We start from the raw sequence: 16684 nt of genomic DNA on the forward strand, positions 1-16684 counted from the left end.
ACCATAAAATTAGGATTTGTACGACTTAAGCTCGTTATTGGTTGGGGAATTCAGGATATAAAGAATGGCTAAGGACTAGTGTAAGAATTTTCAGACAAAAAAAGCCGAGATCTCTCTCAGCTTTACTGCAACTGGGCTAGCTGGATTCGAACCAACGAATGACGGAGTCAAAGTCCGTTGCCTTACCGCTTGGCTATAGCCCAATAATATAAAATGGAGGGAAGTGGATTCGAACCACTGAACCCGAAGGAGCGGATTTACAGTCCGCCGCGTTTAGCCACTTCGCTATCCCTCCCTAACTGATACTTAAATATTCTATCCTAAGATCCATTGAAATGCAATACTATTTTGCATTTCTTTTTCTAAAATGACGCCCTCTCAAAAGAAAATACGTCGCACTTATCCTAAAATATGAGCTTTTTCCCAGTCAATATTCTATATTTTTGCTAGTCTGTAGCTTCTTTTAGCCAATTTCTTGCCATTATTGCCCTATAGATCTTCCCTTTTATTTAACGATACTTTTTATTTCTCCTTAAGGTAAACTCATCCGGAACAGGATCCATCCCCCCTCTAAGGAAAGGATGACAACGCAAGATGCGAGCTATCCCCATCACAAAGCCTTTTAAACTCCCATGCCGTTGAATGGCTTCTATCATGTAACTTGAACAAGTCGGAGAATACCGACAGCTTGGGGGGAAAAGAGGAGAAATAGCTTTTTGATAACACTTGACTAAGAAAATCAACACTTTCCCCATCATCTCTCCTCCTCTTCCCCCCTAGTTTACCATAAACAGCTAAGAGACTATATCTCTTTACATTGTCCTGCTAAAACTCAACAGTCTCTAGTCACCTACGCCGTATTTTCCCCTCTTCCTGATTTTTCCTTTTATCTCTCCTTTCTTTTAGCTCCAGCAGTCTAAAGGGTAAATGTCTATACCCAGCCCTCTAGTTCTTTTCTATCTCGATTTTTGCCGGCTACTACAAGAAAGTCAGCTCTTTCACTTCCCTAAAGTACCAAAATAAGGTGCTATTTCTCATCAAAAATAGTATAGTAATATTGAAAACTATGAATTACGCTAGGAGTTGATAAAAAATGTCCAAAAGTTCTACCAAAACTTTAACGATGAGGGGTATTTTCGTTGCCATCCTTTTACTACAAACCTTTGTTCCATTCTTTGGCTATATTCCAATCCCCCCACTCAATCTAACGATTATTCACTTAACCGTTATCTCCGCTGCACTTATTTTCGATGGTTACTCCGGTTGGTGGATCGGCTTAGCTTGGGGTCTTTTAAGTATGTTGCGAGCTTATATCGCTCCGACTTCCCCCTTTGATATTCTAATCTTCCAAAACGCTATTATCGCCGTTGTTCCACGCGTATGCATTAGCTTAACAACTGCCTACACCTTCAAACGCCTATCTAAACTTTTAGACAAGCATTCGTCTTTGATGTTAGCCTCTGCAGTCGGTTCTATAACTAACACGGTAGGCGTTTTGGGGCTGATCGCTCTTTTAAAAGGGAAACCTTACGCTGAACTAGCCCACACGACACCGCAACTACTTTATAAGCTTTTGGGGACGACCGTTGTCACCAATGGTATCCCTGAACTCATTGCTGCCTCTGTAGTCGTTCCTATTATTGTCTACGCCTACCAAAAAGTAGCCAATCGGAAAAAACACTAATCACTTATCACCCATTAAACATCCCCTCAAGCGGAATTTACTAGACCCTAAAGAAGCGATAGTCCTGCAAAAGGGATGATTCCTTTCCCTAACAGTAAGTCTTTAGATTATAAAAACGAGTAGAGCTGTTCAATAAGCAACAGTTATACTCGTTTTTCTTGACTTTGACACTTAAAAAATAAAAAAGCGGGTATAGATGTTGATTTACCAACGTTTATACTCGCTTTGCTTTTTTTGATCTGTATATACTAGACTATTCTGCCTATTTTAGAAATCTGCATAGGTGAAGCCTGGTGTTGACAGCCCCATGCCAAACAAATAAAAGATGTACAAAACAGCCATACAAGTAAAGAATCCTAACATATATCTCAGAAATTCCTTATCTTTTAGCCAAGTCATTTTTTTGATAGAAGTTAAAAATGGCTTCATTGATCAACACCCAACCTCTCTTCCATGGATGAACTGCATCACTGAGGACATATGGTTCATAAGTATAACTAGAGAGGTCAGCAACCTCTGCTTTGTACTTGTCAGCTATCGCATGGATCTTTTCATAGCATTCTTTTCTTCTCTTCTTACTCATTCCAGTATGATCATACCAATACCCATTAATCGGTTGAAGAATTAATTGGACTTTTTTATTATTTGCCCGAGCGACTTGAAGGAAGAGTTCTAAATCTTTGAATTCTTCTGACTTGGTCAACTCATCATTTTTATGTGCATTCTTCATCCGTTTCCATTTTTTAGAGAATTTTCTCTTCCACTGATCCTGTTTTATATAAAGAGGATTCTTTGATTCATCGAGGGACTGCTTATAGGCTTTTTCCTTAAACTTTTGCCAATCGATATGATGAGGATCTTGAATCGTCGCTTTGCCCCTTTGATATTTTGCTTTTTCAAAGAGCATAGCCAGCTTCACTGCGCTATTTTCCTGATCCTTACGCATTCTTTCCACAATTGTCTCAAGGCTTCTAACAGTCCACTGTTGGTCTTTTTCGAAATAGACTTTATTATACAGTTTAACTCTAGAAAGCGTCTTTTTATCATTTGCAAGCAAGCCAACTACTCTTTTTATAATCTTTTCCTTGAGTGGCCGTTTAATTCTATCATCCTTTAGCATTTCAATATATTCTGAATCAGAAAATCGAATACTGAACGCATTAGGATCAATCCCATCGCCTCTGAACCAAGTTGGGGACACCACCATCACGACCTTGTTGTTCGTCGTATTCTTCGATAAAGCAGCTAAGGCTATCGTGTGGTTGATACTCTGAGTATAAGGTTGACCAATCAATAAGGCATTCAAATCCCTATCTTTGAACATATTTTTTAAATGATACCAACTCTTTTGATGGTGGCCAAATTCAGATGAACCAAAAACCATCATCGTTTTTTTATCCATATTACTACTGATCGCTTGATAGGATTTGTCTTTATATTGATTGTACCAAGTCTTAAAACCTGATCCACTCTTCAAACTGATGCTATTGGTTACCCCATGAAGAGTCGCAACAAATACAAGCAGTAGCAAAAACGCTGCAATAAATGCTTTGATTTTTTTCATTTATCCTAACATTTACCCTCCACTATGCTAGCGATTTTAGAAGGAGTATCCATCTCCTCTCTTGTATACTCTGTAGGAGCAATCACTACACCTAGTTCTGATTCAAGAGATACCAACAATTCCATATAGCCAAATGAATCAATCAATCCTTCATCGACGATATTGATATCTGGTTCTTCAATGACAACTTCGTCCCCACAGACTTCAGCTAAAATTGCTAACACTTTTTCTCTAATATTTTCCATTTTAATTCCCCCATTGTAAACCCATTTTAGATAAACTTCGATAAATTCCCAGAGAAAATCAACAAACCAAACATCACTAGATTAAAGGTGACAAACCATGATAGGCCTTGATAGGCAGGATTTTTTCTATACTTTTTATGCCAAGGTAGCTTCTTTTGGTATAATTCTGTCCCAGCAAGCAAGACACCATGATACAAGCCATAGATAATATAGTGACTTTCTACACCATGCCACAAACCCATAATGAGCATATTGATGATAAAAGCTGTAGAGGCAATCACATATTTATTCCTAACCTTACCGCTCTTCATAATATCCATGGTGATTCTAGAAAAGACAAAATCTCTAAACCAATGTGATAAAGATATATGCCACCTATCCCAAAATTCTTTCATATCTTTGCTGATGAAAGGCTTATTGAAATTATCCGGTGATTGAATGCCGAAAAAGTAAGACATCGCCACAGCCATCAAACTGTAACCAGCAAAATCGAAAAATAAATAGAATCCATACGCATACATGTTGACGAAAAAGGCTAAGCTTCCGTTTCCTTTGCCTAAAAGCAAGATTGCTTGATAAAAAATAGCAGATATCACTAACTTGTAAACTAGACCTAGACTCATTTTCCAGAGCCCTTTCCCAACTAATTCCAGATACTCCGCCCGTGGAATTGTCCGATAGACATCTTTTTTAAATCTTTCACTCCGGTCAATCGGCCCTGAAGTCAGCACTGGGAAGAAAATCATCATGTAGATATAGCTAAAACTATCAATCTGCTTAATTTGTCCATCATAAATCTGAATAATCACTTGCAAAGCTTTGAATTCCATATAGGAAATTCCCAGAAAGGCAAAGAAAACAAATTGGCTATGCTGAGCAATCCCGTATTTGTTTAATAACAAGGGAAGTAAGGCTAAGCCCATAAACAACCAGTAAGTTCCAGCCTTTCTTCCTTGTTTCTGCCTCAGCCAAAGATAAATTTTAGCTTCTAGTAGTTGCCAGATGAGAAAAATAACCAAGAAAACCAAAGCAGTTTTGCTATCTTTCATCGCTAGAAAGACAAATAAGAGTGAAACCGCAAACCCATAAAGTCGAATAGGCTTTTCAAAATAGCCTAATAGGATAGCCGGTAGAGAGAGCAAGGCAGCATAGACAAAAAATCCTGTATCGACAAATAGCTGCATTAAATAGCCTCCCTCATCTTCTTTTTATCCACCTTACCATTCGGCGTTATAGGGAACTTTTCAAAGAAGACTATCTTTTTAGGCACCATATATTTTGGCAGCTTTGCTCTTAGCGATTCACGGATATATTTGCGACGGTGATAGGACTGATCTTCGCTATTTACCTGTGAGACACAGGCAGTTAGAGAGTTAGGTACCCCATCCTTAAGTTCAATTAAGATGATAGCATCCTCCACGCCTTCAATATCGAGCAAGTTTCTTTCAATATCCCCGATTTCGATACGATAGCCATGTAACTTAATTTGCGTATCCTTCCGTCCTGAACAATATACCATTCCGTCTGATGTGACATAACCAAGATCCCCGGTTCTATAAGCAGGCTCCCCATCTTCATTCGTAAAGAAACTTTCTGAAGTTCGCACAGGATCGTTAAAGTAGCCAGCTGCTACTGTATTCCCAGTAATAATCAACTCGCCTCTTTCTCCATAAGGGAGTTTCTTACCTTCCTCATCAACAGAATAAAGACTGGTTCCCTCTTTGGCCACTCCAACTGGAAGTGCCTTTTCCTTTTCTACTATTTCCTTACTAATCTTTACAGACGTCACGCAAACAGTTGATTCCGTTGGACCATAAGTATTAATCACATCTGCTTTACTAAAGCGCTCTAGCAAGTTTTTAGCGGTCTGATTTTTCAATGGTTCCCCACAGAAAAGGAACTTTCTCATCGATTTTAAATATGCCCCATTCATCTCATCTGATGATAAACACATTTCCGCAAAGGACGGAGTGGACACCCAATAAGTTACTTTATTTTCCTTAATAAATTTTAGCGCCTCTTTAATATTCTCCGTCTTTTCCTTATTAAGAGAGGCAATCGTAGACCCTGTCACTAGACCTGTATAGGTATCCATCACAGATAGGTCAAAAGAAAATGGCGCTTGATTTAAAAATACTCCAGCTTTTTTCTCCACCAATGTTTCGGACCATTTAAGGTAATTGGCCAAATTCCCTGTTGTAATCTTCACGCCTTTAGGGCTACCCGTGCTTCCTGAAGTAAAGATAATATAGTGAATATCATTTACTTGATTGGCATCCTCATCTGTCAACTCTTTATAGTGCTTTTCTTCAACAAAAGATGGCGAAACAATTTTTTCAAGATCTTCTCTTGTCGTCTTCAAGACATCCTGACAGAAAGAACTATTTGCTTCCGTGTTGATAGCAAGTGGTGACTCAACAGCCTTCACAATAAATTTTACGCGATCTTCTGGCATAGAAATATCAATTGGAACATAAGCATGCCCTGATCTTGTTGCCGCAAGCATACAAATAGGCATCCAGATATTTTTATGGCCATAAATTGGAATAGGTATATTTCTCTTAATATTTAAACTCAAGATCCATTTGGCAAGTTCTCCTGATAGCTTCCAAAGTTCTCCATACTTGATGGACTCATTTGCAAATATAAAAGCTTCCCTCTCTGGATTCGTTCGAGCAACTTCTTCAATTCTTTTTAAAATATCCATTATTCTTTTCTCCTATCATAAATCGGCGCTTATAAAAGGCAACTTCCCTAAGGAATCAAAAAGGGGGGCTATCCGCCCAAAGTAATCTGCATGCCTTCCACTCAAAAGTCGTCCCTAGAACAACTCAATCGCTACTGCCGTCCAATTTTTAATGCACTAAACAAAGTGAATAACTCCATCTTTTCTAGTTGATATGGATTTTTTTCAGTGTCTATTATATCCATTAACTCGAATTAAAAAAAGATGAAAATTCAATCAAGTTGTCAAAAATGCATTTTTTATACGCACAAAAAATAAACACTTTCCTTGATAAGATTAGCTAGCCTAAATCTCATGGAAAGTTGTTTACATCTTAAAGATATCAGCTAAGCAACGGCTCCCTTGACTCAACTTTTTGCTTGCATCTTGGAAATTGCTCTTATCAAGGGAAAGGAGACCTTATCCTTTTCTTCCCATTCAATTCTCTAAAACTCATTTCCTTAATGCCCCCCTCTTACAAAGATATTGAGCATATCCGATAAAAAGCCTGCTCCCTTTAGCATAATCATGGTATAGATGTAGAGAGTTAGAGGCTTAGAGAGGAGGTAAATCCCCATAAAACGTTTGAAAGACATTGATGTCAAGCCAGCTACCATACAAAGGAAATCATCTGGAAAACCTGGCAAAGCAAAGGCTGCAAAAAGCATCTTGCCAAAACGATCTTGTTGGTCAATCCAATGGTGATACTTATCATACTGCTCATCCGAAACAAATGAACGCACCAGTAACTCCCCATAATTTCGTGCCAAATAAAAGTTAATAATCGATCCAATGGTGATACCAATAAAATTGTAGGTAAATCCCAAAGCATTCCCAAACACAATATGGCCAACTAAACAAGGTACTCCTCCTGGGATAACTGGATATATAACTTGAATCACTTGGATAAGGATAAATAAAATCGGAGCTAAGCCCCCCATAGCTTCCAAGGATTGACGAAAGGCCTCTCCATCTCCTTTGAAATATCCTGAACGATACACAGCTAGGGCTATCATAATGGATAGAACAATTCCAATCACTGTTACAATTTGTACGATTTTCCTGTTATATGCAAAAGCTTTTTGTCGATCCACATTCTCACTCCCCTTGCTTACTCCTATTTTACGAGAAGATTTCACCAAATGCCTAGGTCGTTAGTATGATTTTGCTCACTTTCCCTAGACCAGGCTTTCGAAGACTGATTTTAGTGGATTCAAGGGGCAAAAGTCAAGACAGTTTTTACAAAGCATGGCTTGAAATCAATTTGTTTATTTCATATCTTGTTTTCTCTATACTACCTTTCTCATTTTACCTACTATTGCCCTCAAATCACTCCCTATGAAGTGTTTTTTAAGAAGATCTTTTCATAAACTTAAGCTTTTCTCCCCCTATAGATATAAATACCCCCTAAAGTTAGATTGTTCAGTCCAACTTTAGGGGGCATTTCAATACAATTGACTGGCTATGGGATTTTAGACGGCGCTAAATCAGAAGCCTTTTTATACCCTTTATTCATCCATAAAAGTTAATGGTTACTCATCCCTATTACTTTATGGCAAGTAGCTCATCCTTAAGGAGCTATTTTCACTCTAAGATGCTCCTAAAAGACAGGCAGGTTAACAACTTATTTTTACATCATACCGCCCATGGATGGATCCATCCCTGGAACTGGTGCTTTATCTTCTTTAACATCTGCCACAACTGCTTCCGTTGTTAGAATCAAAGCAGATACACTAGCTGCATTTTGCAAAGCAGAGCGAGTTACTTTAGTTGGGTCAACAATACCAGCTTGTACCATATCTACCCATTCATCCGTTGCAGCATTGTAACCTACTCCGGCTTCTTCGCCCTTGATGCGATTAACAATTACAGAACCTTCTTTACCTGCATTAGTAGCAATTTGACGAAGTGGTTCTTCCAAAGCCCGTGTCACAATTTGAACACCAGTAGCTTCATCACCTTCTGCCTCTACAGCAGCTACTTTATCTTGAACGAGTAAGAGAGCAGTCCCCCCACCAGCAACGATACCTTCTTCAACAGCTGCTCTGGTAGAGTTCAAAGCATCTTCAATACGTAGCTTGCGTTCTTTTAATTCTGTTTCAGTAGCCGCACCAACTTTAACAACAGCAACCCCACCAGCTAATTTAGCCAAACGTTCTTGTAATTTTTCACGATCGAAATCAGAAGTTGTATCTTCCGCTTGCTTACGAATCAATTCTACCCGTTCTTTAATCTTACTTGCTTGACCTGCTCCTTCAACAATTGTTGTAGAGTCTTTAGTAACTGTTACACGGCCTGCAGAACCCAATTGGTCCATACTTGCTTCTTTTAATTCCAAGCCTAGGTCGTCAGTAATCACAGTCCCACCTGTTAAGATAGCAATATCTTCCAACATTGCTTTACGGCGGTCACCAAAGCCAGGTGCTTTAACTGCAACAACATTGAAGGTCCCACGTAGCTTATTCAAGACTAATGTTGGCAAAGCTTCACCATCAACATCATCCGCAATAATCAAAAGCGGACGTCCTTGTTGAAGAATTTGTTCTAATAAAGGCAAGACTTCTTGAATATTGGAGATTTTCTTGTCGGTGATCAAGATATATGGATTCTCCAATTCAGCAGTCATTTTTTCATTGTCTGTCACCATGTATTGAGAAAGGTATCCACGATCAAATTGCATCCCTTCAACCACATCTAATTCGGTGTCGATCCCTTTTGATTCTTCAATCGTAATAACACCATCTTTACCCACACGTTCCATAGCTTCAGCAATTAGTTGACCGATTTCTTTATCGTCGGAAGAAATAGCCGCTACTTGAGCAATAGCATCTTTAGAAGCTACTTTTGTAGATAATTTTTTCAATTCTTCTACAGCGACACGTGTTGCTTTTTCAATTCCTCGGCGGATCCCAACTGGATTAGCCCCAGCTGTAACATTTTTCAAGCCTTCACGTACGATAGCTTGAGTCAGAACAGTAGCTGTCGTTGTCCCGTCCCCAGCAATATCATTCGTCTTGGAAGCTACTTCAGCAACTAATTTAGCCCCCATATTTTCAAAATGATCTTCCAATTCGATTTCTTTTGCTATAGTCACCCCATCGTTTGTAATCAGTGGTGAACCAAAAGCTTTTTCCAATACGACATTGCGCCCCTTAGGCCCCAAGGTAACTTTCACTGCATTCGCAAGAATGTCTACCCCTTGAATCATTTTACTACGTGCATCTTCAGCGAATTTAATTTCTTTTGCCATATCTTCCCAATCTCCTTTGCATGACAAGATTTCACCCTAGACCTTGCTAGGCTTTGAAAAATTATATATTTACTTCCAACAACTAGATCGACTAGCCTCGAATAACTGCCATGATATCTTTTTCTTTCACGACAAGGTAATCTTCCCCATTGTGTTTTACTTCTGTAGCAGCATAAGTTTCATAGAGGACGTGGTCGCCAACTTTGAGCTCTGTATCTTCTATCTTGTCACTAATCGCAACGACTTCAGCCACGTTAGATTTTTCCTTGGCAGAACTTGGTAGGACAAAGCCACCCTTAGTTACTTCTTCTTCCACTGGTTTCAAGATCATTCTGTCCATCAAAGGTTTTAACATGTCAATTCCTCCAATTTCTAAATATACAATAGTCAGGGTCTAGGCAATTAGCACTCTAAGCGTCCAATTGCTAAGCTCTAGTGTTATCTTAACTAATATTGACCAATCATGCAAGTAAATTTACTTAAAAAAATGCTAAATCCCCTTAACGACTTTACAAGAATCCGTTCAAAAAAACTTGTCATTCAAACAAATTGGCAGAAACTTTCCCCAATTCTCTCTGAAAGTACAAGGACACCTTTCATCAATAGCCATAAATATAGCTAAAAAACTTGCCCACTCAACCCACTCAAACTAGAAATAACAAGAAAAGCTCGCTTACTAAAAAAGTAACAGAAGGCATTAGCTAGTCGAAATATGCATAAGAAAAAAGTCCCTAAACTAAGGAATTCCCCTAGCTTAAGGACTTTCATTGATCTCTTTTTATTTGTCCTCTTCGTGACTCTTTTCCATTCTTCCTCCCTTGATATTAGAAGAATTAAGAAAATAAATTAACGTTTGTAATTCATTCGTTAAATCCACATTTTGCACGTGAACATAGTTAGGTAGATCCAAGCGAATTGGCGTAAAGTTTAAAATCCCTTCAATTCCTCCTTCTACCAAACGTTCTGCCATCTCTTGCGCATTTTCTTGTGGAACCGTAAGAATAGCGACCTTCAATTGTTGTTGTTCAATTTGAGATTCCAATTCGTCCAAACTATAAACAGGGACGTTGGAAATAATACGGTTAATCTTTTCTTGTTTGACTTCAAAGGCTGCTGAAATCCGCACATTATTGCTCTTGTAAAAATTAAAATTCAGCAAGGCATGTCCCAAATGTCCTACCCCTATTAAGGCAACATTGGTGATGACATCTTGTGATAAAGTACGGCTAAAGAAGGACAGGAGGCTCTCCACATCATATCCATACCCCCGCTTACCTAATGGGCCAAAATAAGAAAAATCTCGGCGGATAGTTGCACTGTCAACTTTCACTGCTTCACTTAGTTCCTTGGATGATACCCGATCTTTTCCTGCATCATGCAAAAAACGTAAATAACGTTGGTAAATAGGTAGGCGCTTGGCCGTTGCTTTAGGAATAATCCTCTCGCTCAAGGTTACTCCTCCTTTCTTTATTATCACTTATTTTTTACGTCTATAGTCAGACATAATCTGTCTCGAAGCTATAAGCTTATCACACTTGTGGCTTCTTCATCTACTGATAATATAGCAAAAAAAGTGTCAAATAACCATACATCAAGCTATAAAAAGCCAATTTTTTCACAAACTTTTTATTTACCCAACTTTTTATCCCCTTACTAGTAGCTTACAAGCCTAAATAGTCCCAGCCTAAATTTCCCCTCATTTGAAACCAAAATAGACCCTTGGCATTTTCTATCTGAAGCAAATAGCTGCCCCTTTTACTTAAGCCTCTCCCACTTTACACAATAGATTCCTTTTCATTTATCCTTATATATTGCTAAATATTCTCTTTTTTACGTTTATCTGCCACTTCTCCTAGCGTTTTTTCAATTGAACCCCAAAGTATTTAGCAAAAAATTGTCCCTTTCAATTGACGTAAGAGTCATAATCTCAGACAATGGAACTAGGCAAAAGAGGGCGTAAGCTCTTTTGATCCTCTTCTTTCTCTTTTGAGAAAGCTACTATTTTAGGAAAGTGACTGAATGAAAATGATTGAACTCCAAGCCCATCAAGTCGCCCGTTACTTCGGGTCTGATATTCTCTTCCATCAAATTTCCCTCAACTTGCAAACTGGCGAACGTGTCGGTTTAATCGGCCGCAATGGGACAGGGAAATCTACTCTTTTAAAAATTTTAACTGGTGCCGAAAAGCCTGATGAAGGGTCGGTACATATCGCTAAAGACCACACATTAGGTTACTTGGACCAATATGCCCTTTCCGCTTATCAAGGCCAAACCGTTTTTGAAGTTGTTCGTTCAACACAAAAGGAACGATTAGCGCTTTTAGATACACAAGAAAGCTTAAGCCAAGCTTTAGCTGATCCCCATTTAGACCATACGAGCGATCGCTACCATGAGCTTCTTCAACAATTTGATCGCAATCAACAAGAGATAGATGACTGCAACGCCTATGCCGCGAACAGTGATATCAAAATGGTGCTATCCGCCTTCCATTTCCCAGCTGAATGCTACGATCAAGAAATTTCCACTCTTTCTGGTGGGCAGCAAACTCGCTTAGCCCTTGCCAAATTGTTACTAGAAGCTCCAGACATCCTTATTCTAGACGAACCGACCAACCACCTCGATATTGATACACTAGCTTGGCTTGAAGATTACCTCATTGCGCGCCGAATGACTTTACTAGTTGTCAGCCATGACCAATACTTCTTAGACAAAATCTGTACTAGGCTTTACGAATTATCTCACGACCATATAGAAGAATATCATGGCAACTATTCCTACTATTTAAAAGAGAGAGAGGCACGTTACCGGCAACTCATGAAGCGCTACGAAAAACAACAAGAAGAAATTCAACGATTAGAAGATTTCGTGGCAAAAAACATTGTTAGAGCTAGCACCACCAAACAGGCTCAAAGTAGGCGAAAAATCCTCGAACGTATGGAGAGGATCGAACGTCCTAAACAAGATAAAAGATCCATGAGTTTGACCTTCTCTACCCAACGTGACTCTGGCAAGGATGTCCTGAAACTAGAGAACCTTTGTATAGGTTACACGAAAACTTCCCCTCTTGCGAAAGGTATCAATCTCAATATTAAACGCCAGCAAGCCATCGCTATTGTAGGTCCAAACGGAATTGGAAAAACAACTCTCCTTAAAACCTTAATGGGACAACTAGAACCCCTTGAAGGGAAATTTCAATTTGGTAGCCATATTGATTTAGGCTACTATGACCAACATCTCACCCATCTGACTGACCATCTCAGTGTCTTGGAAGAAGTTTGGCAAGACCATAGCAATTTACCAGAACTTGCGATTAGGACTTTGCTCGGTTCCTTTCTTTTCTCTGGAGATGATGTAAAAAAGAGTATTAAACAATTGAGCGGGGGCGAACGAGCTAGAGTTGCTTTGGCAAAACTTTCTCTCGAGCAAGACAATACTCTCCTAATGGACGAGCCGACCAACCACCTCGATCTCGATAGCAAAGAAGTTCTTGAAGAAGCTTTAAGCCATTATGATGGTACTCTCCTTTTCGTCTCTCACGACCGTTACTTTATCAACCGTATTGCCACAGCGGTTTTGGAGCTTTCCGAAAACGAGTCTCGCTTGTACCTAGGCGACTATGACTACTATCTGGCAAAAAAAGCTGAAGAAAGTGAACGACAAAACGCCCTAGAGGAAGAAATCGGCAAGGTTCAAAATGCTAAGCCTGCTCAAAAAACGGCTAGTCAAATCAGTTACGCTGACCAAAAAGCCAAACAACGACAAGAACGTGATCTTTACCGCCAATTTGAAAAAGTCGAAGAGACTATCGAACTTTTAGAAGAAAAAAAGGCCAGTCTACACGATGCCATGACTGACCCTCTTATCTTTAGTGATCCAGAAAAACTCCAGGAACTCTCCAGCCAATTAGAGGAAATAGAACAATCTCTTTCTACTGCTAGTAAAGAATGGGTTCATTTGGCTGAAGCTATAGATGCTCTCTAGTGGCTATCTAATTGTAGGGCACTCCCTAAATCTTTTGATAATACACAAACAGCGCCCATCGTCTATCCAAAAGACTTGGGCGCTATTCTTATTGGGCTCTATACTAGCCTAACTCCCATAAATTCGTCCACCATCACGGCATTAGCTAAAATTGTAGGGGATTTAGCTTTTTATGTATCGTTAGTCAAAATACCACACGAACTAGTATAAAGGGTCTTTTTATTTTTACCCTAACCCCCCAAAAAAATTTGTCCGCTACACCTTGGATAAATTTTGGGGGAATTTAGCTTTTATATCTCTTAATGTATCGATGGTAAAGCTTGGTCTATCGCCCAACCAGGAAAAGCATTTAAACGGCTATCAGCAAAGTCTCCCTTTAGATATTGGTAATAAGCACAGGCCGCAATCATAGCTGCGTTATCTCCACATAATTTCATTGGTGGTCTGAGAAATTGAACTGAACCTTTTAATTCCTTTTCCAAACGTTCCCTTAATCCTCGATTAGCCGCTACTCCTCCCGCCAAAATCAATTGTTTCGAAGGATATTCCTTTAAAGCACGCAAGGTCTTCGTGGCCAAAATATCCACCACTGCCGCTTGGAAACTAGTTGCTACATCTTCTTTAATAATTTCCTCTCCTAATTGATCGGCATGATGAAGAGTATTGATCACTGCACTCTTTAAACCGCTGAAAGAAAAGTCATAATTATCTTCTTCCATCATTGCCCGTGGAAAAGCGTACTTATCTTCCCCCTGATGAGCCAATTGATCCATTGCCTTCCCAGCAGGATAAGGCAAACCTAATACTCGGCCAATCTTATCATAGGCTTCCCCAACCGCATCGTCTCTAGTTTCTCCGATCACTTCAAAAGTCACATGGTCTGTCATTCTAACCAATTCAGTATGGCCACCACTGACCACTAGTGCCATCAAAGGGAATTCCAGTGGCGTTTCTAAATGATTAGCATAAATATGACCAGCCATATGATTCACTGCAATCAAAGGAATACCTTGACTATAGGCTATCGCTTTCGCTGCTGATACCCCTATTAAAAGAGCCCCAACTAAACCCGGTCCAGCTGTTACCGCAACTGCATCTATATCCTCCAAATGAAGATTAGCTTCTTCCAGAGCCATAGCAATGACAGGGTTAATACAAGCGATATGATGACGGCTCGCCACTTCTGGAACAACCCCGCCAAACCGCTGATGAGAAGGAACTTGACTGGCCACGATATTCGAGAGCAATTCTCTCCCATTGCGTACTATGGCTGCAGATGTTTCATCACATGAACTTTCAATAGCTAATATAGTTGTCATTTCACGTCCTCCTCTCTTGTTAAATCTTTTTTCATCACAAGGGCATCTTCTTTCGGAAAACTATAGTACTGCTTCCGTTGATAAATTTCTTTAAAACCATTTTTTTGATACAGCATCTGAGCAGAAAGATTAGAAGTTCTGACCTCCAAGAACACTTCCTCCGCCCCTTCTTTTTTTAGGCAAGCTAAACTCGTTTTTAGCAAGTATTCTGCCAGACCCTGTCTTCTAAAATCCGGTAAAACCGCCAAAAAGAGCAAATCCGCTTGACCTTCTACTAATTGGTAACCGATAAAGGCAACCGTTTGTCGAAAATAGGTCAAACGATAATCGAAGGATATTTCTTTGGACAAATGCTCCTCTATATCTTCTTTATGATAAGGTACTTGATGGATATCAAAACTTTCTTCCAACACTAGCGCTAATTCTTTACAGATATCCTCTTCATCACTAGATCTCAGCTTAACTTCTTCAAATCGGAAAGCTCTTTCAACCAATGGGCACAACATAAAATAACCATCCTCTTTAGGCTTTTGGTAATACTGAGGCAGTCTTTTCACCACACGAAAACCATAGGAGTGGTAAAGAGCTTGCGCTTTCGTATTGCTGGTTCTCACCTCTAAAACCATATGATTCGCCTGATAAAATTGTGCATGATCTATAGCTACTTCGGTGAGTTTCCCTCCAAAGCCCTGCCCCTGATACTTTGGATGTACAGCGATTTGTGTGATATGTGCTTGTGAAGCATCCAAACGAATGCCAATGTATCCCACCAGAGATTGATTAACAAAAAGGACATAATAACAAGTATTGGCTCGACTCAAATCAAAAGAAAAGCCTGAAAGTCCCCACTGCCCTTGCCCCTCATAAGCAGACTCCTCTACGGTTACCAAATAACCAATATCGCTTCTTTGGATGCGACGAATTTGGCAAGAGTTTTCCCCTTCCTGCCATTTCTTTGACCAGGCTGGATAGCTATCCGAGGTAAATCCTTCATCAATAGGGCTCATAAAAGCCTCTTTCCATTTCTTCCACATTTCTCTAACGCCTGCAAAGGGATCCTTACTAGACATAGCGCACATATTCCAAAGGATCTTTATCCTCTTGTTCCGGATGAGCTGCTTGCCAATTTTCTTCAGCTTCCACACGTTTTAAATACGAGGGTTCAAAGAGATCGGCTTCTACTGATGCCTCTTTTAATTCGACAAGATAGTGAGCTTTAGGATAAGCATCATTTACGGGATGTTGCCTCCATTCACTTGGCCATTCCACTTGCTTAGCTCCTTCGCCAATTAAATAAACTTCTTCCTCTAAACTAGAAAGTTGCTCAACCCACTTATCAACTGGTGTGTAATGATCTCCAATCACTTCTACTAAACGCCCATTACAATAGCGATAGGCTCCTGTAAAGACAGCCTGACGCCTTGCATCCATGTAAGGGACTAATAAGCCAGTCCAATCACTTGGGGCATTCTTAGCTAAAGCCGCTAAACTGGACACAGGATACAAAGGAACGGATAAGCTTTTCGCCAGTACTTTTGCTGTTGTCCCACCAATTCGAATTCCCGTATAAGAACCTGGCCCTTTAGCAATAACAATAGCTGTTAAATCCTTTGGCGAAAGTTTAGCAAAGGTCATAACTTGTTCAATAGCCGGCATAAGGGAAACAGCATGTTGCATTTGTCCTGTCGTCGTCAACTCACTTAAAACGCAGCCTTCGTCAACAAGAGCTACACTCATCGTCTTATTCGATGATTCAATGGCTAAATCCATGATCCACCTCCTTAATTAGTGCCTGATACACCTCCACCCCACCTGTTTAAACTAACAAGCGGGGTGAAAGAATTGCTTCATTCAATATAATTTACTTCAAACGTTACTTATCCAAAAATACCCCTCTTACAGGATTTTAACTCAAA

At 39.6% G+C, this 16684-nt stretch carries 14 protein-coding genes and 2 tRNA genes; 2 read left to right on the forward strand and 14 right to left on the reverse strand.

All coding sequences use genetic code 11. The features are described 5' to 3' along the window. Positions 1–131: 131 nt before the first annotated feature. The 3 genes from D3H64_RS05800 to yidD all read right to left on the reverse strand — a co-directional run bounded on the left by D3H64_RS05800 (position 132) and on the right by yidD (position 755). Positions 132–203, reverse strand: a tRNA-Gln gene (locus D3H64_RS05800). 11 nt (positions 204–214) lie between these two features. Further along, positions 215–295, reverse strand: a tRNA-Tyr gene (locus D3H64_RS05805). A 214-nt stretch (positions 296–509) separates the two neighbouring features. Further along, complete coding sequence (gene yidD / locus D3H64_RS05810; protein ID WP_121565334.1) at positions 510–755, reverse strand: membrane protein insertion efficiency factor YidD; 246 nt, start codon at positions 753–755, stop codon at positions 510–512. A gap of 338 nt (positions 756–1093) precedes the next feature. On the opposite strand from yidD, the gene D3H64_RS05815 reads away from it, so the two are divergent. Continuing rightward, the gene (locus D3H64_RS05815) at positions 1094–1684 is read left to right on the forward strand and encodes an ECF transporter S component (protein ID WP_121565335.1); all 591 of its coding nucleotides are present in this window, start codon (positions 1094–1096) and stop codon (positions 1682–1684) included. A gap of 379 nt (positions 1685–2063) precedes the next feature. Here D3H64_RS05815 and dltD read toward each other — a convergent pair whose 3' ends face one another. From dltD to D3H64_RS05855, 8 genes are all read right to left on the reverse strand, one after another. Continuing rightward, positions 2064–3248, reverse strand: a complete 1185-nt coding sequence (dltD, locus tag D3H64_RS05820) for a D-alanyl-lipoteichoic acid biosynthesis protein DltD (RefSeq protein ID WP_121565336.1) — start codon at positions 3246–3248, stop codon at positions 2064–2066. A 5-nt stretch (positions 3249–3253) separates the two neighbouring features. After that, positions 3254–3493, reverse strand: a complete 240-nt coding sequence (gene dltC / locus D3H64_RS05825) for a D-alanine--poly(phosphoribitol) ligase subunit DltC (RefSeq protein WP_121565337.1) — start codon at positions 3491–3493, stop codon at positions 3254–3256. A 26-nt stretch (positions 3494–3519) separates the two neighbouring features. Then, a complete protein-coding gene (gene dltB, locus D3H64_RS05830; RefSeq protein WP_121565338.1) occupies positions 3520–4677 on the reverse strand; it encodes a D-alanyl-lipoteichoic acid biosynthesis protein DltB in 1158 nt (385 codons plus the stop codon). After that, positions 4677–6200, reverse strand: coding sequence for a D-alanine--poly(phosphoribitol) ligase subunit DltA (gene dltA, locus D3H64_RS05835; protein ID WP_121565339.1), 1524 nt, complete (start codon positions 6198–6200; stop codon positions 4677–4679). The genes dltB and dltA overlap by 1 nt, the downstream gene beginning before the upstream one ends. Positions 6201–6679: 479 nt before the next feature. Beyond that, positions 6680–7312: a TVP38/TMEM64 family protein gene (locus tag D3H64_RS05840; RefSeq protein ID WP_233554897.1), complete on the reverse strand. Its 633-nt coding sequence runs from the start codon at positions 7310–7312 to the stop codon at positions 6680–6682. Positions 7313–7848: 536 nt separating this feature from the next. Next, positions 7849–9468, reverse strand: coding sequence for a chaperonin GroEL (gene groL / locus D3H64_RS05845; protein ID WP_121565340.1), 1620 nt, complete (start codon positions 9466–9468; stop codon positions 7849–7851). A 91-nt stretch (positions 9469–9559) separates the two neighbouring features. Next, positions 9560–9823, reverse strand: a complete 264-nt coding sequence (locus D3H64_RS05850; RefSeq protein WP_121565341.1) for a co-chaperone GroES — start codon at positions 9821–9823, stop codon at positions 9560–9562. 423 nt (positions 9824–10246) lie between these two features. Beyond that, on the reverse strand, positions 10247–10918 hold the full coding sequence (locus D3H64_RS05855; RefSeq protein WP_121565342.1) for a redox-sensing transcriptional repressor Rex: 672 nt from the start codon (positions 10916–10918) through the stop codon (positions 10247–10249). A gap of 575 nt (positions 10919–11493) precedes the next feature. On the opposite strand from D3H64_RS05855, the gene D3H64_RS05860 reads away from it, so the two are divergent. Continuing rightward, positions 11494–13449, forward strand: coding sequence for an ABC-F family ATP-binding cassette domain-containing protein (locus D3H64_RS05860; protein WP_121565408.1), 1956 nt, complete (start codon positions 11494–11496; stop codon positions 13447–13449). A 299-nt stretch (positions 13450–13748) separates the two neighbouring features. On the opposite strand, the gene tsaD is transcribed toward D3H64_RS05860, so the two are convergent. The 3 genes from tsaD to tsaB are packed head-to-tail and all read right to left on the reverse strand — an operon-like array spanning position 13749 to position 16538. Next, the gene (tsaD, locus tag D3H64_RS05865; RefSeq protein ID WP_121565343.1) at positions 13749–14768 is read right to left on the reverse strand and encodes a tRNA (adenosine(37)-N6)-threonylcarbamoyltransferase complex transferase subunit TsaD; all 1020 of its coding nucleotides are present in this window, start codon (positions 14766–14768) and stop codon (positions 13749–13751) included. Further along, on the reverse strand, positions 14765–15775 hold the full coding sequence (gene rimI, locus D3H64_RS05870) for a ribosomal protein S18-alanine N-acetyltransferase (RefSeq protein WP_158589238.1): 1011 nt from the start codon (positions 15773–15775) through the stop codon (positions 14765–14767). Before rimI ends, tsaD begins: the two co-directional genes overlap by 4 nt. A gap of 55 nt (positions 15776–15830) precedes the next feature. Continuing rightward, the gene (tsaB, locus tag D3H64_RS05875) at positions 15831–16538 is read right to left on the reverse strand and encodes a tRNA (adenosine(37)-N6)-threonylcarbamoyltransferase complex dimerization subunit type 1 TsaB (RefSeq protein WP_121565345.1); all 708 of its coding nucleotides are present in this window, start codon (positions 16536–16538) and stop codon (positions 15831–15833) included. Between the last annotated feature and the right edge of the window lie 146 nt (positions 16539–16684).

Source organism: Atopobacter sp. AH10 (genome assembly GCF_003664595.1).
Classification (GTDB): domain Bacteria; phylum Bacillota; class Bacilli; order Lactobacillales; family Aerococcaceae; genus Atopobacter.

Bases quoted from the DNA above. Each gene is read 5' to 3' on its own strand.
- dltD (WP_121565336.1), bottom strand. From the start codon at position 3,248: ATGAAAAAAATCAAAGCATTTATTGCAGCGTTTTTGCTACTGCTTGTA.
- dltA (WP_121565339.1), bottom strand. From the start codon at position 6,200: ATGGATATTTTAAAAAGAATTGAAGAAGTTGCTCGAACGAATCCAGAG.
- dltB (WP_121565338.1), bottom strand. From the start codon at position 4,677: ATGCAGCTATTTGTCGATACAGGATTTTTTGTCTATGCTGCCTTGCTC.
- rimI (WP_158589238.1), bottom strand. From the start codon at position 15,775: ATGAGCCCTATTGATGAAGGATTTACCTCGGATAGCTATCCAGCCTGG.
- D3H64_RS05860 (WP_121565408.1), top strand. From the start codon at position 11,494: ATGATTGAACTCCAAGCCCATCAAGTCGCCCGTTACTTCGGGTCTGAT.
- tsaD (WP_121565343.1), bottom strand. From the start codon at position 14,768: ATGACAACTATATTAGCTATTGAAAGTTCATGTGATGAAACATCTGCA.
- yidD (WP_121565334.1), bottom strand. From the start codon at position 755: ATGGGGAAAGTGTTGATTTTCTTAGTCAAGTGTTATCAAAAAGCTATT.
- D3H64_RS05815 (WP_121565335.1), top strand. From the start codon at position 1,094: ATGTCCAAAAGTTCTACCAAAACTTTAACGATGAGGGGTATTTTCGTT.
- D3H64_RS05850 (WP_121565341.1), bottom strand. From the start codon at position 9,823: ATGTTAAAACCTTTGATGGACAGAATGATCTTGAAACCAGTGGAAGAA.
- groL (WP_121565340.1), bottom strand. From the start codon at position 9,468: ATGGCAAAAGAAATTAAATTCGCTGAAGATGCACGTAGTAAAATGATT.
- dltC (WP_121565337.1), bottom strand. From the start codon at position 3,493: ATGGAAAATATTAGAGAAAAAGTGTTAGCAATTTTAGCTGAAGTCTGT.
- tsaB (WP_121565345.1), bottom strand. From the start codon at position 16,538: ATGGATTTAGCCATTGAATCATCGAATAAGACGATGAGTGTAGCTCTT.